The sequence below is a fragment of the Pseudomonas sp. EYE_354 genome (genome assembly GCF_023148575.1).
Classification (GTDB): Bacteria; Pseudomonadota; Gammaproteobacteria; order Pseudomonadales; family Pseudomonadaceae; genus Aquipseudomonas.
Map to the genome: position 1 here is coordinate 1 of NZ_JAHXNQ010000030.1, position 19,686 is coordinate 19,686.

Annotated in this window: 15 protein-coding genes and 1 pseudogene; 4 read left to right on the plus strand and 12 right to left on the minus strand. The window is 53.7% G+C overall.

The features are described from left to right. The coding region (gene livH / locus KZX66_RS26145; protein ID WP_248084094.1) for a high-affinity branched-chain amino acid ABC transporter permease LivH at positions 1-883 on the minus strand (883 nt) is incomplete at its 3' end. Between the two features lie 740 nt (positions 884-1,623). Then, positions 1,624-2,838 carry a CoA transferase gene (locus KZX66_RS26150; protein WP_248084096.1) on the minus strand — a complete coding sequence of 405 codons (1,215 nt, stop codon included), beginning with the start codon at positions 2,836-2,838 and terminating at the stop codon, positions 1,624-1,626. Between the two features lie 227 nt (positions 2,839-3,065). On the opposite strand from KZX66_RS26150, the gene KZX66_RS26155 reads away from it, so the two are divergent. Then, a complete protein-coding gene (locus tag KZX66_RS26155; protein WP_248084098.1) occupies positions 3,066-4,142 on the plus strand; it encodes a MaoC family dehydratase in 1,077 nt (358 codons plus the stop codon). Between the two features lie 4 nt (positions 4,143-4,146). Then, positions 4,147-5,136, plus strand: coding sequence for an aldolase/citrate lyase family protein (locus tag KZX66_RS26160; RefSeq protein ID WP_017526868.1), 990 nt, complete (start codon positions 4,147-4,149; stop codon positions 5,134-5,136). A 48-nt stretch (positions 5,137-5,184) separates the two neighbouring features. On the opposite strand, the gene KZX66_RS26455 is transcribed toward KZX66_RS26160, so the two are convergent. The 7 genes from KZX66_RS26455 to KZX66_RS26195 all read right to left on the minus strand — a co-directional run bounded on the left by KZX66_RS26455 (position 5,185) and on the right by KZX66_RS26195 (position 14,405). Continuing rightward, positions 5,185-5,946, minus strand: a complete 762-nt coding sequence (locus tag KZX66_RS26455; protein WP_017526869.1) for a GntR family transcriptional regulator — start codon at positions 5,944-5,946, stop codon at positions 5,185-5,187. 241 nt (positions 5,947-6,187) lie between these two features. Next, positions 6,188-7,960 carry an acyl-CoA dehydrogenase C-terminal domain-containing protein gene (locus tag KZX66_RS26170; RefSeq protein WP_078823993.1) on the minus strand — a complete coding sequence of 591 codons (1,773 nt, stop codon included), beginning with the start codon at positions 7,958-7,960 and terminating at the stop codon, positions 6,188-6,190. 101 nt (positions 7,961-8,061) lie between these two features. Next, positions 8,062-9,198: a high-affinity branched-chain amino acid ABC transporter substrate-binding protein gene (locus KZX66_RS26175; RefSeq protein ID WP_017526871.1), complete on the minus strand. Its 1,137-nt coding sequence runs from the start codon at positions 9,196-9,198 to the stop codon at positions 8,062-8,064. Positions 9,199-9,474: 276 nt separating this feature from the next. Next, positions 9,475-10,434: an AraC family transcriptional regulator gene (locus tag KZX66_RS26180; protein ID WP_090210113.1), complete on the minus strand. Its 960-nt coding sequence runs from the start codon at positions 10,432-10,434 to the stop codon at positions 9,475-9,477. 16 nt (positions 10,435-10,450) lie between these two features. Then, positions 10,451-11,386 carry a cyclase family protein gene (locus KZX66_RS26185; RefSeq protein WP_090210111.1) on the minus strand — a complete coding sequence of 312 codons (936 nt, stop codon included), beginning with the start codon at positions 11,384-11,386 and terminating at the stop codon, positions 10,451-10,453. A gap of 130 nt (positions 11,387-11,516) precedes the next feature. Then, the gene (locus KZX66_RS26190) at positions 11,517-12,776 is read right to left on the minus strand and encodes a methylaspartate ammonia-lyase (protein WP_090210109.1); all 1,260 of its coding nucleotides are present in this window, start codon (positions 12,774-12,776) and stop codon (positions 11,517-11,519) included. Between the two features lie 189 nt (positions 12,777-12,965). After that, positions 12,966-14,405, minus strand: coding sequence for an aldehyde dehydrogenase family protein (locus KZX66_RS26195; protein WP_248084100.1), 1,440 nt, complete (start codon positions 14,403-14,405; stop codon positions 12,966-12,968). Between the two features lie 202 nt (positions 14,406-14,607). Here KZX66_RS26195 and KZX66_RS26200 point away from each other — a divergent pair, with 202 nt between their 5' ends. Further along, positions 14,608-15,165 (plus strand): Lrp/AsnC family transcriptional regulator, encoded by a 558-nt coding sequence (locus tag KZX66_RS26200; protein WP_248084102.1) that lies wholly within the window; start codon positions 14,608-14,610, stop codon positions 15,163-15,165. Positions 15,166-15,215: 50 nt separating this feature from the next. Here the strand turns inward: KZX66_RS26200 and KZX66_RS26205 are convergent, their stop codons facing one another. Further along, entirely contained in the window at positions 15,216-16,100 is an 885-nt protein-coding gene (locus KZX66_RS26205) for a LysR family transcriptional regulator (protein ID WP_248084104.1), read from the minus strand. A gap of 389 nt (positions 16,101-16,489) precedes the next feature. On the opposite strand from KZX66_RS26205, the gene KZX66_RS26210 reads away from it, so the two are divergent. Beyond that, positions 16,490-18,148, plus strand: coding sequence for a GMC family oxidoreductase N-terminal domain-containing protein (locus KZX66_RS26210; RefSeq protein ID WP_248084106.1), 1,659 nt, complete (start codon positions 16,490-16,492; stop codon positions 18,146-18,148). Positions 18,149-18,577: 429 nt separating this feature from the next. Here KZX66_RS26210 and KZX66_RS26215 read toward each other — a convergent pair. Together KZX66_RS26215 and KZX66_RS26220 are read right to left on the minus strand one after the other, a co-directional pair. After that, positions 18,578-18,685: pseudogene (locus KZX66_RS26215) on the minus strand (NAD-dependent deacylase); the annotation flags it as partial. Position 18,686: 1 nt separating this feature from the next. Beyond that, the gene (locus KZX66_RS26220) at positions 18,687-18,962 is read right to left on the minus strand and encodes a BPSL0761 family protein (RefSeq protein ID WP_248084108.1); all 276 of its coding nucleotides are present in this window, start codon (positions 18,960-18,962) and stop codon (positions 18,687-18,689) included. Positions 18,963-19,686 lie beyond the last annotated feature (724 nt).

The following is a 19,686-nucleotide window of genomic DNA, read 5'->3' on the forward strand; positions in this document are numbered from 1 at the left end:
GACGGAACAACAGCACCAGAACCAAGAGGCCGAACGCCACGACGTCCTTGTACTGGTCGCCGAAGATATCGGCACCAAAGGCCTCGGCCACACCCAGCACCAGCCCGCCGAGCATCGCGCCCGGAATACTGCCGATACCGCCCAATACCGCCGCGGTAAAGGCCTTGAGGCCTACCAGGAAACCGGCGTTGGGGTTGATCACGCCGTACTGCATGCTCAGCAGCACCGCCGCAACGGCGGCCAGTGCGGCGCCGATCACGAAGGTCAGGGCGATGATGTTGTTAGTGTTGATGCCCAGCAGGTTGGCCATCTTGATGTCTTCGGCACAGGCCCGGCAGGCGCGTCCCAGACGGGAGCGGGAGATGAACAGGGTCAGGCCGAGCATGGCCACCAGAGTGACGACGAAGACCAGGATTTGCATGTAGGAAATCAGGACTTCTTCCGCGCCACCCGGACCGAAGGAGAAGCTCCCCGGAATCAGGTTGGGGATGGATTTATCCTTGGAGTCTTGGGACAGCAATACGGTGTTCTGCAGGAAAATCGACATGCCGATGGCGGAAATCAGCGGGATCAAACGGTTGCTGCCACGCAGGGGGCGGTAGGCAACGCGCTCGATACTGTAGCCATAGGCACTGGTTACGACGATCGACGCAAGGAACGCGGCGGTCATCAACAGCGGCAGGGAGTGGATACCCATCATGGCCAGCCCGGCAAGGGCGATGAAGGCCACGTAGGAGCCAATCATGTACACCTCGCCATGGGCGAAGTTGATCATTCCAATGATGCCGTAAACCATTGTGTAGCCAATGGCTATCAAGGCATAGGTGCTGCCAATGGTCAGGCCATTAACCAGCTGTTGGAAAAAATGATAGATGTCAGACATTACAAGATCCTCTACCCCAGGCTGTCAGAAAAGAAAAAAGCCATGGAAACCTCATTGAACGTCACGTGGGTTTTGCCACGTTTGATGAGTTTTATTTTTTGTGGATGCCTTGTCAGAGACACTTAAGTAACGCGGTCTCTCAGCACTGGATAGATTAAGCGAGGGGAGGATTGCGAGCGCACGGATAGGGAACTTCATGTTTGACTCCAACTACTATTTATATTCAGACGATGCGCATTGCCGAGCGGCATGTCAGGCGCGGTCTATGATTGTTGTGGGCAGTTGTGGCGTGCCGAGAGAAAATGCAAAAAAGCAATGAATTACGAATTTTTTAATTGAGTGTCGCATCAGATTAGGGTGGGTGGCGAGTCCGGTCCAGTATTAAAAACGCATCAGTGCGCCGAATGTCCTCGCTATACAAAAAATGGCAGTTTTATACCAGTGGACAACTATGAAATTTCATGGGGACAGTGTTCACTGTCTGGGCGCAGAGCGCCATCATCTAGTTTTAGTTGATGAGCTTTCTACGGGTCGCCAGGCGATTGGCCGATGCGATTAATTATAAAAAATTCGAGACCAATTATGAAAAGAAAAGCAGTTTTTCGATGGCTTAAATCTGTTTGCATGAAAGGTATTTTGGCATTGTCGAAGTTGCCGGCCTACGCATAACCAGAATTAAAACCACATGCTGACTTCATCTGTGATGAGGTCAGCTTTTTTACCGTTGTCTTATGTTGCAGTTACCGAACAATACAGTCGCGATACAGCCCGTTTATAGTGTTTTCATCGAGTCCAAGTGTGCAAAGGGTTTCTCGGGTGTGCTCACCAAGGCGAGGCGCCCGGCGCAGGACTTCGCCTGGGGTCAAGCTCATCTTGATGGGGATTCCCGCAATGCGCGCGGGAATGCTGGAGTTGGGCTGCTCAACTTCCACGATCATCTCGCGAATAGCGTAGTGAGGGTCTGCATAAATCTCATCGGCGGTATAGACAAGCCCAAAGGGAACCAGGCCGCCCAGGCACGCCTTGATTTGCTCTTTAGTACGAGCGCGAGTGAAAATTTCAATCGCATCAATGACCTTGTCTACGTTTACCAGGCGAGCGGCATTGGTCGCGAAATTCGAGTCAGTGGCCAACTCACGACGATCAATGGCCGTTGCAAGCTTCACCCAGAACTCATCATGGGCGCAGGCAATGGACACCCAACCATCTTTTGCTCTGAACAGCCCGAAAGGGCACAGCAAAGGGTGACGGTTGCCTTCTGGCGCAGGGCTGCGATTTTCGTATGATTTCTGATAAATGATGCGCTCACATACCGACAGAACGGCATCGGTCATCGCTACATCGACAAACTGTCCCTCGCCCGTGCGGCGTGCATAGTGAAGCGCGTTCAACAAACCGATTGTCAGCATCAGGGCAGGAATCGTGTCGCCTACACCAGGACCGATCTTGGTCGGTGTGTTTTCATCGGGTCCGGTAATTCCCATGATGCCGCCCATTGCCTGGGACACCACGTCATATGAAGGCCAGTCACTATAAGGACTGTTGCCGCTACGTGGATCACCGAAGCCGCGTACAGCGCCGTAGACCAACCTGGGATTGAGCTCGCGCAGTGACTCGTATGAGAGGCCCAGCCGGTCGAGGACGCCCGATCGAAAATTCTCCACCACAATGTCTGCAGTTTTGACCAAATCACGAAAAATCGTTTTGCCTTCTTCTGTTTTGAGGTTGATCGCAATCGAGTGCTTGTTGCGATTGACGCTCTGAAAATAGCCGCCGTATTCGCGAACTTTATCGTCTGCCATGTAAGGGCCCAGCTTGCGCGTGCCGTCGCCTTCGAATGCTTCGACCTTGATAACTTTGGCTCCGTGGTCCGCAAGAATCTGAGTGCCGAAAGGGCCTGCAAGCATTTGGGTCAGGTCAATAACAACAATGTCATCCAGGGATTTGGCAAGCATGGTCATTTCTCATTATTAGGGTGCTTTTCAGGCCGGGAAGTGGCTTCCGTCCCTGATCTTTATGTACGTACATTACTATCTAGGTTTTAAAAATAAAACATATTTATTAGATCTGAAAGTTATTAACATGAGGGTTTTGTGCGGTTTTAAACGCTTGACGTTGATTTTTAGTCACGGATACTATGTGCGTACATATTGTGTCTGGCTGAGATATCGGTGAGGGTGTGATGAGCAAGGTGCGGCAGGGCAATTTTTTTGAAGACTTTTCTGTTGGGATGCATATCCAGCACCCGACACCTCGTACGCTCACAGAAGGAGATCGCAGTCTCTACATCGGATTAACCGGCAGCCGCGATGCCATTGGCAGTGCCGAAACGGTGAGTGCAGCCTTGGGTTTCGAAAAACGGCCCATGGAGGATTTCCTTGTTTTCAATATCGCGTTCGGAAAGACCGTTCCTGACATTTCTTTGAATGCGATCGCTAACCTCGGCTATGCAGATGTGCGGTTTGTCAGACCTGTCTATGCGCAAGACACACTTCGCGTTAGCAGCGACGTGATCGGTCTGCGGGAAACGTCGAACGGAAAAGCCGGGATTGTTTACACCCAGTCAGTCGCCACTAATCAGCGAAACGAAGAGGTGTTGACTTGGGTGCGTTGGGTGATGATTCATAAAAGAAACAAAGATGAAGTTTCAGGTATCAACGTTATCCCACCGTTGCCTCAGGAGGTCGCGGTACAGCATTTCCCAGCATTGCAGGTGAACGCTGCCGCCGAGGTCATGTTTGAGGCGACTCGCTCACGTTTTTTTTGGGAAGACTACAGCGCGGGTGAGCGTATCGATCACATGAGTGCAATGACCATCAATGACAGTGATCATAGTCAGGCGACGCGCTTGTACCAGAACACTGCCAAGGCACACTTTGACGCTTATACAATGGCCGCGAGCGGTATGCAGCAAAGGCTGGTATATGGCGGGCATGTGATATCCCTCTGCAAGGCACTTTCGTATGACGGATTGGAAAATGCTATCTGCGTACTGGCGATGAATGGCGGGAATCATGTGTCGCCCACGTTCTCCGGCGATACTCTGGTATGTGCCACGCAAATAAAGGAACAGATAGAACTTGGTCATCCACATATGGGCGCGCTGCGCCTGCGTCTGATCGCCGCCAAAAATATAGGCGCCGCGAGCAAGATAATCTTTACGGAAAAACATCAAGGAAAAATTGAATACCCTCCCGAGGTCGTACTGGATCTCGACTATGTGATCGCAATCCCGAAAAAACCCAATAATAAGGTGTGACGTCATGAGTAATCAGGTACATCCTCGCGAAGCGTTGTTCGATGGCGAAAAAACGTTCCCGGTATTATCCGTGTGCGAACACTTCGCCGGCAGTGAAAAGCTGATTGTCAAGGCGATGGAATTGCAAGCGCAGCTAGGTCCTGTCTTCGATATTACCTGTGACTGCGAAGATGGGGCGGCCGCAGGTGATGAGGAGGATCACGCGCAAATGGTGGCCAGGCTTGTGAACTCTGAAAAGAATCTTCATGGCAAGTTGGGTGTGCGTATCCATGACTATACCCACCCGTTCTGGAAGCGCGATGTCGACGTCATCGTCGGTCAAACGGCGGCGCGTATTGCGTACGTCACGCTGCCTAAGGCAATTACGGCCGCGCAGGTAGTCGAGATGTCGGATTACATTCAGGCCGTTGCGGCGCGCACGGGCGTCGAGCGTAAAATTCCAATCCACGTTCTGGTTGAAACCCATGGCGCGTTGAGAGAAGTCTTTGAAATCGCAGGCCTGCCGGGTGTTGAAGTGCTGGACTTCGGCCAGATGGATTTTGTGAGTGCTCACCAGGGCGCTATTCCAGCGTCGGCGATGCGCAGCCCCGATCAATTTCAGCATCCGCTGATTGTTCGCGCTAAAACCGAAATGGTCGCCGCCGCCATTGCCAATGGTGTGGTGCCTTCGCACAACGTGTGTTTGAGCCTGAAAGACGCTGACGTTATCGGCGGTGATGCTTCAAGGGCCAAGCGTGAATTCGGCTTCTTGCGTATGTGGAGTATCCACCCCGCGCAGATCAGCGCCATTGTCAGCGCCATGCAGCCTGCCTTCGAAGAGATCGAAGACGCCGCTGAAATTCTGTGTGCGGCCCAGGACAAGGATTGGGGCCCGATTCAGTACCAGGGCGAGTTGCACGACAGAGCGACCTACCGTTACTTTTGGAGCATCCTGGAGCAGGCCAAGGCCACAGGTATGAATATTCCCGAGAAAGCCCTCAAACGCTTTTACTAAAGGCTTGCTAAGCTGAATGCCATGGCACCGATGGTGGCATGGCATTTTTTATTTGGCCGCGTTGGTCACTCGCTTGAGATGAGTCGATACGCTGATGCGTTTGGCTGGGTAGACCGTTTCAGTCAATTCAACGAGCTGACCTTGATCGTCTTTATAGTGCCGCAGAATCCGCAACCCCGCGGAACGGTCTTCAACGTTTAAGCGCCGGGCCATATCGCCCTCAATGAGTACTGCAAATACGGTCTGGCGTACTTCAGATATCGTAATTGCGTAGTGCTTTTCGAGGATGTCGCTGATCATCATTTGTGGTTGCTGCCGGATAGTTTCCAGCGCGCCTGCGTATGCAGTATTGATAAAGATATTGGCCCAGCATCCGGCCTGCGTGCTCTTGGCGTCAATTCTTGGGCCTGACATATGAATCCATTCTGAACCGACAGGGGCTTCCAGTTGCCGGGCCAATACTCTGTCGAGTGCTATCGAATGGGTACTTTCGATGCTACGCACTTCCGACATCGCTACCTGGATCAAGTCTTCGATTGTGCTGACGGACTGTGAGTAGGCCACGCTCGGATTGATGCTCTCGACAAGACTACCGACCGCCTTCTTGCGCGTGATGTACCCCCGTTCCTTCATTATCGTTAACGCAGCACGAACGGTCTGTCGGCTGACGGCGAAATGGGTTGCCAGTTCATGCTCGGTAGGGAGTAGCGTGCCCAGGGTATATCGGCCATTCACTATTTCAGCAATCAGCGAATTGGCGACTTCTACATAGCGTTTGATTTTACTTGTGCCTTTGGCCTTGACTACCACTTACTTATACTCCTGGTGTCTCAATATCAACGTCTCCCAATCGGCAACTTTTGGGTCATTGCATCAGGCTTTGCCGTCATCTGGACAGGCTACATGTTCTTGTGGGCAAAGGTAACCGAATGATTAGTGAGTGCCAGGGCCGTGCCTAATGTGCCACTGTCAACGGGTCGGTGAAGGGGAGGACGTTGAGGCGCCGATAATGAACGCCTCAGCGTGGGTGACGGGAGCGGGCAGGTTAGGATCAGAATTGCTCTGGGTCCAACAGATAAAGTGATGTCGAGCCGTTACGTATGCTCGCTTCCAGGCTTAGGGTACGAGGCAGCAGGCGTTGAAAATAGAACGCGCCAGTTGCCAGTTTCGCTCCGTAGAACACCGGGTCGTCGCTGAGTTTTTGCGCGGCCACGATGGCCATGCGTTCCCACATGTAGGCGTAAGCGACGTAACCCAGCAAGTGCAAGTATTCGACCGAAGCGGCGCCTGTCTGACGGGGGTCGGACTTTGCCGCCTGGAGCACCCAGGAGGTGACCGACTCCAGGCGTTCCACGGCACACACCAGCTCATTGCTGTGGGGACTTTTCCGAGTATCCGCAAACGCGCGTATTTCCTCGCAGAAGCGATAAAGGTTCGCCCCCGCGTTCGCGATCACTTTACGCCCCAGCAGATCAAGCGCCTGGATCCCGTTGGTGCCTTCATAAATCTGAGCAATACGCACATCACGGACCAACTGCTCCTGGCCCCATTCACGAATGTAGCCGTGACCACCGAATACTTGTTGCCCGTGAACGCAGCTGTCCAGGCCGGTATCGGTGAAAAATGCCTTAGCCACAGGTGTGAGCAAGGCCACCATCGCCTCGGCGTCATGGCGCTCATCGGCCAGGTCAGAAAACTTTGCCAGGTCCAATTGCTGACCGACGTAACAGGCAAATGCCCGTCCTCCCTCGGTCATGCCCTTCATGCTGAGTAGCATCCGCCTGACATCCGGATGAACAATGATGGGGTCGGCCATCTTGTCGGAGCCGACCACGGAGGTGGTTGACCGACCCTGCAAGCGTTCGCAGGCATAGGCCCGTGCGTTCTGATAGGACGCTTCGGCACAGCCTATGCCTTGGATGCCGATGGAGAGTCGTTCGTAGTTCATCATGGTGAACATTGCCGCCAGTCCTTTGTTGGCTTCCCCGACCAACCAGCCACGGGCCCCATCGAAATTCATCACGCAGGTGGCAGACGCCTTGATGCCCATCTTGTGTTCGATCGAACCGCAACTCACCGCATTGGCTGCCCCCAGGGAGCCATCCGCATTCACCAATATTTTGGGGACCACGAACAGCGAGATACCCTTGGGCCCGGCGGGGGCGTCCGGTAGCTTGGCTAACACCAGGTGAATGATATTTTCGGTCAGGTCCTGATCGCCACCGGTGATGAATATTTTGCTGCCCGTGATGGCATAACTTGCATCGCATTGAGGCTCGGCACGGGTACGAATGATCCCAAGATCTGTGCCCGCATGCGCTTCAGTCAGGCACATGGAACCTGCCCAGCGGCCTTCGTACATTGGTGGTAAATACAGCTTTTTCAGCGCTTCGTCAGCGTGGGCATCCAATGCCAGGCAGGCTCCGGAGCTGAGGGTGGAGTACAGCGCAAAACTGGAGTTGGCACCGTAGAGCATCTCTTCGAACTGTACAGCCAACATCTTGGGCATGCCCATACCGCCGAAGGCGGGATTACCACTGAGCCCGACCCAGCCCCCTTCAATGTAAGTGGCGTAGGCTGCTCTGAAACCTGCGGGTGTGCTGACCTGGCCTTGTTGCCACTGTGCGCCTTCTTCGTCTCCACTTCGATTGAGTGGGGCGATCAAGCCGCTTGTCACCTTTGCCGCTTCTTCGAGAACGGCGTCTGCCGTATCGGCATCAACAAACTCCGACAGCGCCGGTAAGCGAGCCCAGAGACGTGGGGCTTGGAAGACTTCATGGAGCACGAAGCGCATGTCGCGCAGGGGGGCAGAATAAAGCGACATCAGAAATCTCTTCTTTTGTATGATTAAGCCATGAGTAACGTGTGAAGTATCAGGCTTGAAAAAAGAATGCCCGCAACAAGTGCGAGCATTCCTTGGCGCTATCAGTTTGCTAACGTTTTGGTGCCGTCCTTGTGCCACGTGTAGACCACGTAACTGAAGTCTTTCAAGTCACCTTTCTGATCGAAAGAGATTAGGCCGATAGGCGTATCAAACGTTTTTTTCTTAAGCGTTTCTGCAACTTTTTCGGTGTCTTCGCTACCGGCTGCCTTAATGCCTTCGGCAATCACTTCAACTGCGGTGTAGGCGGGCATTACAAAGTTGCCGCTGGGGTCTTGGTTTTGTAGTTTGAACGCTTTGACCAACGCCGTATTTTTTGGATCCTGGTCAAATGCCTTGGGTTGAGTGAACAGTAATCCTTCACTGGCGGCTCCGGCAATGGCACTAATTTCGCTATTGCCCGCACCGTCGGTACTGACGAATGTGGGCTTGAAGCCCTTTTCTGCGGACTGACGAAGAATCATGCCCATTTCAGGATGATACCCACCGTAATAAAGCAGATCGACGTTCGCTCTCTTGAGTTTGGTAATCAGTGATGAGAAATCTTTTTCACCGGCGTTAATGCCGTCAAATATAACGACATTCACGCCCTTGGCGTCCAGACGCTTCTTCACTGCGGTAGCTATGCCTTCTCCAAACTGCTGCTTGTCGTGAATGATCGCGACGACATGTGGTTTGAGTTTATCGGCAATGTAGTCGGCGGCGGCGGGTGCCTGAAGGCCATCAAGGCCAATGGTGCGGAACATCATCTTATAGCCACGGTTGGTAATGCCTTCGTGCGTGGCCGAGGGCGTTACCATAAGAATTCTTTCATCTTCGTAGATGTCCGAAGCTGGAAGTGTGGAGCTGGAGCATACGTGACCCACAACAAATTTAATGCCATCGTTGACCACTTTGTTAGCGACCGCCACCGCTTGCTTCGGATCGCACGCGTCATCATAGGTCACCAACTGCAGTTTTTTACCGTTGACGCCGCCAGCGGCATTAATTTGCTCCGCGGCCATTTTTGTTCCCATAAACACCATATCGCCGAACTGGGCGACAGCGCCAGTTGCGGGGCCGACGACAGCAATTTTGATGACATCATCTGCCAGGCTCAGTGGTGTAATAGTTGAGGCTAGCAGGAACACGCTGAGTTTCGCCAGTGCTGGCCATTTAACGGATCTTTTATTGAACTTCATAACACCTCCAATGCGCCTGTTTTTTGACGGCTCAAAGCAAATTACGCAGACGAGCAATCAGTTATTGTTATGCTGTTGGCAGTGAATCAAACGACTATTTGGTTTTTCTGATAGTGGTTTTATAAGGGTGCTATTGCAGCTTACCGACGTGTTCGCGAGAGCGTCCACAGAGCGTGCGCGGTATTTTGTATCGCGCGTCTGTATCGGATAATAAATGGCTGAATAGTGTTATTTGCAGCGCGTGGCCGTCGCTCGCATGCTTGTTGAGTGTTATGACTATTCAGTTGCCCGCCAGCGTCCTGGTGGTTTCCCGACGATGTCTTTAAACACCCGACTGAAGTGACTTTGGTTGGAAAAGCCACACAGATCTGCGATTTGCGCGATATCCATTTCGTTTTTCAGCAAGAGCTCTTTGGCCCGACTGATTCTTTTGAGTGTCAGCCAACGGTGGGGCGTCAGCCCCAGCTCCTCACTGAACGCTCTGGAAAAGTGGCGACCGCTCAGACCACATGCCTCTGCCATACCGAACACATTAATCTCTTCATGGAGATTTTCGTCTACGTAAGCCTCGACTTTCTTTTGTCGCCATACGGGGAGGGCAATGGATTTTTCATCCGCTTGAGTATCACCTCCCATGATGAACAACCCACTTATAATACTGGTGAGTGTGGCATCGGCCAAGATTCTGTGCGCGGGCCCCTCACTGTTTGTTAAGCCCCAAAGGGTAGTAATGGCTGATGCGAAGAAAGTGCCTTCCCAGGTTTTTTCGCCAAGCCTGGAAAATACCTCCGTTATTGTCCGACTGGTAATGGAGTAGAGCACTTTGCTCAACGTTGCCGTAGGCACAGTAATAAGTAACAGTTCTCGCTCACCGCTTACTTTCCAGTGGCTCTGCTTACACGATGGAATAACCATCACTCTTCCGGGTATCGCGAGCTCATTGCGCCAGCCTTCGCCCATATTCCAAGAGTAAGTGCAGTTCTCGGCGACGGAGAGCGGCATTGCAATAACGACTTCAGGTACTGAAGGGTCCACAAAGTCATGGGTATCTTGTTCAACCCGAATCATTTCGAACTGAAGGTTACCCGGCGCGCTGCGATGTTCCTGCGGAAACCTGGAGTAGGTGGACGATTTATAGAAATCTGAGTAGCTTGGCCAACGAAATGCTTGTGTCATCGCTATCGCTCTCCGGTTGTTGCAGGGGCACTGCGAATGAGCGGTCAGCGGATCGCCCATTCGATATCCGCGTCGGTCAAGGCGTCGGACGCATGACTCCAAGGCTGTCGCGTTTGAGCGGGAATTTCTGGGTCGGCAACGGAGCGCCCGGTGATGCGCGCAGCGTCTGTCCTTGCTTCCAGGTCGAAGGGGCAATGGCGATATAGCGTGCATACCCGCCCGTCCCGCCCAGCGGTTTGGCAAAGCCGATAGAAATCAAGGCGCCTGCTTCAGGGACTTTATCCAGGTTGGCTACACCTTCGGCTTGAGCGAAGTTGTTGTGCATCAACCATGCCTCGCCTTCGGCCGTTGGTGTGGTATCGGTATCCAGTGCTTCATGGCCATGGAACAGGATTTTCCGCTCCAGATGCAGGAACTTGAGTGCGTCAAGACTCACGCCAGGGAATGGGGCAGTTCGGAATCGTTCATGTTCAGCCCAGTGTTTGTACCAGTCCGAGCGAACCATCACGACCGAGCCTGCCGGGATTCGGCCATGTTTGGCTTCCCATGCCAGGATGTCTTTGACCTGCAGGTGATAGCCCGGGTCTTTGGCAGCCTGAGGGGCGATGTTGATCACTACAAGTGGACGTACGCTGAACGTCGCGGGCAAGTCGCTGATCGTTGCGCCAAGGGGGTTCCAGTGCGCGGGTGGGTCTAACTGAGTGCCGTACTGGTCTGTAGGCAAGTCGTAGGCCGTCGCGACGAAACCATGTTTCTCGTAGGTGAACTCATCACCTTTATTCACAAAGTCGGGAATCGTCGCGCCAGCGGTCGCAGCTTTGAACGTTGCACCACCGAAACCCGGCCACACGGCCATGTCAGGCTCGAATGCATGGGTCAGGTCGATGTATTTCGCTTCTTTGAAGGATTGCTCGTAGGTTTTCCATAAAGACATGTCGTCCGCGTAGCTCGCGCCGGCCGCGAAAAGCGCGGTTAGAAACAAAGACGCAGTGCTTACTTTGAAGCCTTTCATAACAGTACTCCGCATTTTATTTTTTATGTTTAATTAAAGGCAGATTTCTATTCAGGGTTAGGGCTTTTTATTATGGGAACAACAACTTCAGGCTTTTCGGTGAGGGGGGAATATGCATTCCCCCGCGGCGTCATGAGTTGGAGCGGGCCTCGGCGATTCGCAGGGCTCGGTTCATTTCGTTGAAGACGATGTTGTAGCCCTCATCAAAGCCCATGCCGGGCTTGGCCAGCATTTGGCTTACAGCGGTTGCGATGCCGATATGGGCGGTGACACGGGCGGACTGATCTGTCTCGGCACATGTGCCACCCAGTACCGGGCCGATACCGTATTTCTGGCAATCGATGATGGCGTCAATGGCGTTATGAATAGAACCCAGGTCGGGGGTTTTGATTTGCACCATGTCTGTTGCGCCGGCAACTGCGAAAAGATGCACATCTTCGACGGTGTTGGCCCACTCGTCAGCGATGATTGAGACTCGGCTGCCGCGGGTTTTCAGCATCTGGCGCAAGGCGGCCATTGTTTCAATCTGGGCATCGCGGCTGCCGGCATCGATCGGGTGTTCGAGGCGAAGTTCATGGGCCCCGGCCGCGCGCTCCAAGCGCTGAATGATGTTTGCGGTGTGTTCAAGCGAGCCTTTCGCTTCGGCACCGATCAAGCCATACACGTCCAGGTGGATGATCGGCTGGTAGGTGTCGCAGACGCGCAATTGACTGATTCGCGCGCGAAGCCAGCCGATGTATTCTTCAATGGCGATGCCATCAACGCCCACGAGTTCAGGAGTGTTGATCAGCCCGTGCGGCAGCACCTCAACACTTTTCATTATCATTTTGTCGACGTTGGTATAGCGGTCATCGCCCGATTGCCCGTAGATCGGCACTGCGGCCAAAGGCGCTGCGATGTTCCATTCATCTTTGATGACTTGAGCCATCAAGTGGTGGCCGGCTGCGTGGGCTGCGGCATTGAGGAGTGCTTGAGACACGCCATATGCCGTGGCCCGCTTGGACTCAAACAGCTCATCAATCAATGCTTCTGCTTCAAGGGCTGCTCTGCGAAAGCCATTCACCTGCATGCCCACCAGGCGCGGCCCCAGCTCCTGCTCGATTTGCGTGGCCAGCTGGCGAGCGTGGAAGCGCGGTTCACGTCCGCCTACGCCGGTGTATTGAACGCTTGCGCAATCGCCCTGTGCAATATAGCCATCGCTCAGCACCAATAACACTGAAACGGACTCCGAAGGCTCCCGTACGGATTTGAAACCCGGTGTTACCGCGGTTCCCTTATAAGCGGCGCCGTCGCGGATCGCCCCGGCTTTGATGGCGGTCTGGTCGTCGAAGAAAAACCCACCGATACCTGGGGAAGCAATTACTTTTGCGATGGTGATTGGCGTTGTCATATCAACCTCTGAATAGGACCGCTACGGCGGCTCTGCGCTGAAAACAGGGTGCTTTTGCGGGCGAGACTGACCCGCGGCCGGTGTGTGGCAACAGGCCGTTCCCGCATCCCTGGGTTTATTTATTCGGTAATTGGTGAACGCCTGCCTGTGCGGCTGGAGCGTCATGCCGCAGGTCGTGCATTGCGCCACTCAAATCGCGGATTGGCTGATCAGCCTCAGTTGGGTGTAGGCCAGTACGCCTTCTGTGCCGCCTTCATAGCCATAACCGCTATTGCCCAGGCCGCCGAGCGCGACATCGGGAAGTGACGGTGCGGTCTGGTTGACGCCGATGTTCGATGCGTTCAGACCGCTCACCACTTGATTACGCACCCGCAGTGAGTCCGTGAACAGGTAAGCGGCAAACGCGTAAGGCCCGGCATTGGCATGTTCCAGCGCCTCGTCTACCGAGCTGATTTTCTGAATGGTCGCAATAGGCCCGAACGGTTCTTCAAACAGCACCTCGGCATTCGGCGGTACATTGCTCAGAATTGTAGGTTTGAAGAAGAAGCCCGGGCAGTCCAGCTGATAGCCGCCGGTTTCCAGGGTTGCGCCCTTGGTCACGGCATCATCAATCAAATGCATGAACTCTTTGATACGCCCTTCGTGCGCGACGGGTCCCAGTGTGCTTCCTTCTATCGTGCCGTGGCCCAACTGGTAAGACTCGGCCTTCTCGACGAGCGCACGTACGAGTTGATCATGCACCGCGTGGTGGACCAGAAAGCGTGTAGGTGCCACGCATGATTGGCCGGCAGAGCCGAATTTGGCGGGCGCGGTAACCCGTACTACGTTCTCGATATCGGCATCGCTCCAGACGATGACTGGAGCGTGTCCTCCGAGTTCGAACACACAACGCGTGAGGTTTTTGGCCGCTAGGCTGCCGAGGGTTTTACCCACCTGAGTGGAGCCGGTAAAGGAGATCACCTTTACCGTTTGCGAGCCGAGCAACTGCTCGCTGATAGCGGCCGGGTTGCCGTACACCAGATTGACGACACCCGCCGGCAAGCCTGCGTCCATCAAGGCCTGAACGATAACTCTGGCACTGCACGGCGTAAACTCGGACGCTTTCAGCACGATTGTGCAACCCGCTGCAAGTGCGGCTCCCAACTTACGTGCGACCAGTACTGCTGGGAAATTCCACGCGGTGATCGCGGCAGCTACGCCAAGTGGGGTGGGCACTGAAAAGCGCGTGCTCCCTTCAACCAGGCCGGTGTGAACCTTACCGAAAATTCGCGTGGCCTCTTCGCCATTCCAGGCAAAGGTTTCAATCGTACGCTGGGCTTCGCCATATGCATCGGCTTTAGTCTTGCCACCTTCCAGAACCAGTACGGATGCCAGTTCGTCGACGCGTTCGGCCAGCAAGGCAGAGGTCTTCTTGAGAATGGCGCTGCGGGTCGGTACCGCAGACCGACTCCACATCGGGAAGGCGGCGGCGGCGGCATCAATCGCAGCTTTTACCTGGGAGGCGTCAGCCAGACTGACTATGCCGATGGTCTCTCCGGTGCCAGGATCCACGTTATCGCGCGTACCCGAGTGACCTTCTTGCCACTGACCGTTTATGAAGAGATGAGCATCCAAGTTACGAGCGGGCATAGCAGTCTCCGTAATACCGACCAATATTTCATACTTGAACATTATTCTACACACGGCTATTCGATTGACAATCCGTGAAAGTTTTGATCTTTCAGATGAAAAAATATACGCATAAATAGTTTTTTTGATGGGCTCAACGTCTGGCCTCAAATGCTAATCTCCACCATTATTTTTGATGAGTTCAAGCGATCGGGGGCGGGCAATGATCGAGCAACAAGCATCATTGGCGAGAATAAGAGAGGTGGCGGCACGCGTTGGTGTGCCCTACAAGTTGGATGAACTTGATGTGGCACTTTTGCGTAGCCTGGTCGCCGACGCCCGCATGTCTCAGCGTCAGTTGGCGGTGGCGCTCGGAATCTCCGCACCGACCGTGAGCGAGCGAATGAGCCGGCTGGAGCGCGCGGGTGTCATTACCGGTTACTCGGTACAAATCAACTGGGGCTTGGTGGGCTATACGCAAACGGTCTACTTGTCGATCACCGCTGTCGCCGGCCACGATCTGGCGGACATCATGTGCCGTTTATGGGGAATGCCCGAAGTGCAAGAGGTCACTTTGATTACGGGGGATCTGGATTTGCTAGTGCGTCTGAAGGTGCGTGACCACGAGCATTTGCGCAATCTTTTGATGGATCATATCTGGCAGATTGCTGGCCTTCAGGGAACCTCAACGCAAATATCCATGGCCGAAATGCCGGCTAAACGATTTGCCGATGGGTTGCTGGAGCAAATCGAGCAACTGTTTGGCCAGACGGGCATCTAGGTCGCGGATCGGGGCTGCAGACTTCATCAGCGGGAATTGAGCAGCATCTCCTATTGATGCGTTGCCCAATGGGTGACGTACCGCACAATCTGGTCGTGCATTTCTCGGGCTGCTGGCGAGAGAGCCTCATAACCGAGTGATGCCAGGGCAATCGCGCGGCTTTCCGCCGGAGCGAAAGGAAACACTTGGGCGGTTGTCTGGTAGTGCTGCAGTGCCAGGCGCGGGATGACGCTAACGCCCAGACCGCTTTCAACCATAGCAATGATTGCCGCGTCATCGACTGCCTTGGCGCAGGCTCGCACCACCACCTTGTGAGTGTTCAGCAACTGGTGCAGGTCCTTGCCACAGTCTTCGCGCTGCATCACTACATTGGTTTTCGAAAGCTCCGCGACCGTCATGTAAGCCTTATTAAGCGGTTCGAATGCTTGGGGCGTGATGCACAACAAGGGGTCTGCATAGAGCGGCATCAACTCAAGACCTGGCGCACCTGGCGAAGTTACGAAACCCAGGTCTACCCTGTTTTTCAAAATGCCATCGGTAACGTCGTCATAGCCCCCTTGTTCGATGACTATCTTGATTCGCGGAAATCGCTCCTTGAATGATCGAATGATACTTGGCATCCACATCACGCTGACTGAGCTGATCGTGCCGATAGTCACGGTGCCTGTCTCCAGGCCCTGCAGTTGTGCCACATGCTGGCGCAGTTTTTCGTTGGCCTGAAGCACTTCTCGCACCGTTAACAGCAATTCTTCTCCGCCAGTCGTAAGGCGAACACCCGTCCGGCCGCGAATGAACAGCGAAAAGCCAAGTGATTGCTCGAAGGCGGCAAGTGCATGGCTGACTGCAGAAGGCGACAAATTCAATTGTTGCGCGGCGGCGGCCAGACTGCCGCGCTCTACGATGGCAACAAAGACCTCATATGATCCGAGTGACATGAAGCCTCCGAGTGAAGTGAATTCATTTGAGCAAGGGAGTGAAACTTTCGTGATGCTAACATGTTTGGATATCGCAGCAGCCTTCTAATAGGTCGGTGAGTGCACGCTGATGGGAATTTAATCAGCTCGACCCAATGAAAAAGTGGCGGTGAATTTTTTGCACCTGTGATTCAAAAAAAATCGTTTTTGTTGCGTTGGCAGGCTTGTTAGCATCGACCCCGTTCAAGAATGCGTTGTTTTTATCCATAAAGTTTGATGGGTTGCACTACTTGGGTAGTTGTGATTTTGGGATCGCTCGATTTTTAAATATGAATCCTTAGTAGGGTTTTATTTCTCTCCAGCGTTCATTGTCTTTAATATTTTTGCTTAACCTGCCACAGGTATAAAAAATGAATGCACACTCTCTAAATGCTGAAACTTTTGATTATGTGATTGTGGGAGCTGGGGCCGCGGGCTCCATTTTGGCTGCTCGATTGGCAGAAGACCCGTCAGTATCTGTGTGCATTCTTGAGGCGGGGCCAGGGGATTTGCGGCCTTACGTGCATATTCCCGCCGGTTTTGTAAAAACGCTGACTCAGCAAGCAATTACTTGGCAGTTCAAAACACAACCCTCCCATGGCTCTGGCCGGCGACCAATTTCAACTACGCAAGGTCGAGTTGTTGGAGGCTCCAGTTCGATTAACGGAATGATCTATGTTCGTGGTCAGCCGGCCGACTACGATAACTGGGCGGCTCTGGGCAACCCGGGCTGGGGTTACAACGATGTACTTCCCTACTTTGCCAAGACAGAACGCAGGGTCGGGCCAGGTGATGATACGGTGCGCGGGCGCACGGGCGGCATCCCGGTGACGGACATGGACTGGTTCCACCCCGTCTCTGAAACTTTTATCGACGCTGCGGTCCAGCACGGCTATCGGCGAAACCCCGATTACAACGCAGGAGATCAAGAAGGGGTCGGCTATTTTCAGCGCACGATTGACCGCGGTTATCGTGTCAGCGCTGCCGAAGGATTTCTTCGCCCGGCCTTGAAAGGGGGGAACGTAAAGCTCCTGACTAACGCACGCGCCAATCGAGTGCTTTTCGAGGGGAAGCGAGCCATCGGCGTAAGCTTTCTGCGTAAACAGGGTGGAGTTGAAACTGTAGTGCTGGCCAAGCGTGAAGTGATCATCAGTGCCGGTACCGCTAACACAGCCCGTTTACTTCAAGTGTCAGGGGTTGGGCCGAGCGAATTGATTGCCAAGCTGGGCGTTGAATTGGTACATGAACTGCCTGGTGTGGGTGAAAATCTGATCGATCATTACTCTGCGCGCATGGTCATGCGTGCACGTTCCGACGTCGTCACCCTCAATGAACTTGCGCGAGGCCCTCGCCTGGGGATGCAAATCATGCGCTGGGCAATGAAGCAGCCGAGTATTCTGGCATTGGTCCCGTCACAGGTATTTCTGTTTTGCAAGTCGAAGGACGACGTCCAAATGCCTGACCTTCAATGTGTCTTCACGCCTGGAAGTTACAAGGAGGGTAGGCACTATGTATTGGATAACTACCCGGGCGTCACGGGCGGTTGGTGGCAGCATCGGCCGGTGAGCCGAGGTTACGTACGCGCAGTGTCCAAGGATGTTTTTGTCGACCCGATCATACAGCCTAACTATCTCGAACACGCGATAGATCAGGAGGTCATGGTGGGCGGAATGAAGATCATCCGAGCGTTGCTGCATTCGCCGCTGCTATCTAAATACCTGGTGGAAGAAACAATCCCCGGCACCAAAGTGCAAACCGATGAGCAGATGCTGGATTTCTGTCGACTGAACGGCTCAACGGGTTACCACCTGGTCGGCACCGCACGCATGGGGCCGGCTTCCGACAAGATGTCTGTGGTTAGTCATGAACTAAGAGTGCATGGCATGCAGAACCTGAGGGTAATTGATGCCTCTGTTATGCCGATGATGCCTTCTGCAAATACCTACGCCGCGACGATGATGATTGCAGAAAAGGGAGCTGATTTGATACGCGGCTACTCCCGATTTCCAGAGCGTGCAGGGGCCTTATAAGTCTTCAGATTGTATGTTTTCTGGGCAAGCCAGCATCGAGATGCTCCAGAGCCACAGCGTGGCAATCACGCCAACCTCAATCATCCTAAGGGTCTGTCGTGAGCAGGTGTAGAACCCCGTCCGGATGAGGCCATAGTGTGCTTCTATCGCACGTCGGCCAGTATCGGTAACGAGCTCGCTCCGACTATCCGGCTTCAAGCCTTGATCGGAGCGGATAGAGACCCGGTCATGGGCTTTTGGACACAAGAACTTGTTCTCTGCGCAGCCGAAATCCGGCGCATAGTGACGCGGTTCTACAAGCTTTCAAAAAGTTATGCAGCGATGGTCTCTCGGGCCTGAGAGATGCAGTGTCTACGACATAATTTTTTCATAAAGAACCTAAGTTGCTACACCCTTATGATCACGCAAGATGTGTTGAGCGGACGCTTACAGCTTGTCGCGGAAAGTCGGGATTCCACTCTCAGCAGACATGCCGGCGCCGGTAAAAAACACAACCTTTCGAGCGGCAGTCATGGCTTTGATGGTCGACCCCAGCATGTCATCTGGAAGCTTTGTCAGCTGCAGCGCAAACAAACGGGGGGTGGTAGCAGCTATCGATTGCGGAGCTGAAGACTGGGCCCATCGGGGATACGTCAGTATCTGACGCTTCTTCAATCCGTCCTGCCAGCAGCACCTGAAACTGAGATGGATAGTGACGCAGGAGGAATTTGGCGTCACGGCGTACCCTTTCTGGTATCGATAAGTCTCGGGAGAGCTCGAGCAGAAACTCCCCCGTTTGGATGACTGCCCGGGTACGTTCAATCGGCATGGTCATGTTTAGGCCCTCAGAGTCATCGTGCTGCCGTAATTAGGTGCTCACGCTTGGCGAGCGTTCCCCATGGTGTCTTGACCTACAGTTAGCCGGCGTGCCGTATCGGCCACACAGAGATCAGGCTACTCGGTTCCTTAGGCTAAGCCCCCCCATGCGTGAGCGCTTGGACGAAATCAATCCGGCTTTATGCTGCGCAACGGATTCCTGTGCAGAACACGTTAGCCATGCCCGAAGTGAAGGTGAGGGTCAAAAGATCCATGGTATTTCTTACTGAAGCGTTATCCCTAGATGCGTGGATCAGCCAGCGAGCCTTCCAACCAGTTCTAGTTCGCGTCCGTCTAACAGGGCGCAGTCCAGAAACCTGTTCTGTTCATCAGAGGGACCTCCCAATTTCCGCCAATCCTCAAAGGCGGAAATCGAGCCTAAGGAGGAGGGCAGTCATTGGTCCTCAGCTGACCAGCTTCGAGCGACTGACGTGGCGGTCGTCTAGCAGCAGCCGTAGGTAGAGCGAGCACTCCTTCATGCACTCAAAGTCTTGAGGGGTACTGGGCGTAGAGTGTGAGAAATCACGATGAAATGCGGGTTTGATCATGTCAAAACTGTAGTGGTCAACTAATCCCGGACACGACGTTAAGTTTTTTTTCGGCCTGAGCCGGTGGCAGCCCACCATTAAATTGGTGCGGTCGAATCCAGTTGTATCGGTGCATCAAAAAATGGCTGATATCCC

Coding starts and splice junctions, on each gene's coding strand:
- KZX66_RS26210 (WP_248084106.1), top strand. CDS start 16,490: ATGAATGCACACTCTCTAAATGCTGAAACTTTTGATTATGTGATTGTG.
- KZX66_RS26190 (WP_090210109.1), bottom strand. CDS start 12,776: ATGACAACGCCAATCACCATCGCAAAAGTAATTGCTTCCCCAGGTATC.
- KZX66_RS26160 (WP_017526868.1), top strand. CDS start 4,147: ATGAGTAATCAGGTACATCCTCGCGAAGCGTTGTTCGATGGCGAAAAA.
- KZX66_RS26205 (WP_248084104.1), bottom strand. CDS start 16,100: ATGTCACTCGGATCATATGAGGTCTTTGTTGCCATCGTAGAGCGCGGC.
- KZX66_RS26175 (WP_017526871.1), bottom strand. CDS start 9,198: ATGAAGTTCAATAAAAGATCCGTTAAATGGCCAGCACTGGCGAAACTC.
- KZX66_RS26150 (WP_248084096.1), bottom strand. CDS start 2,838: ATGCTTGCCAAATCCCTGGATGACATTGTTGTTATTGACCTGACCCAA.
- KZX66_RS26170 (WP_078823993.1), bottom strand. CDS start 7,960: ATGTCGCTTTATTCTGCCCCCCTGCGCGACATGCGCTTCGTGCTCCAT.
- KZX66_RS26200 (WP_248084102.1), top strand. CDS start 14,608: ATGATCGAGCAACAAGCATCATTGGCGAGAATAAGAGAGGTGGCGGCA.
- KZX66_RS26195 (WP_248084100.1), bottom strand. CDS start 14,405: ATGCCCGCTCGTAACTTGGATGCTCATCTCTTCATAAACGGTCAGTGG.
- KZX66_RS26220 (WP_248084108.1), bottom strand. CDS start 18,962: ATGACCATGCCGATTGAACGTACCCGGGCAGTCATCCAAACGGGGGAG.
- KZX66_RS26180 (WP_090210113.1), bottom strand. CDS start 10,434: ATGGGCGATCCGCTGACCGCTCATTCGCAGTGCCCCTGCAACAACCGG.
- KZX66_RS26185 (WP_090210111.1), bottom strand. CDS start 11,386: ATGAAAGGCTTCAAAGTAAGCACTGCGTCTTTGTTTCTAACCGCGCTT.
- KZX66_RS26155 (WP_248084098.1), top strand. CDS start 3,066: ATGAGCAAGGTGCGGCAGGGCAATTTTTTTGAAGACTTTTCTGTTGGG.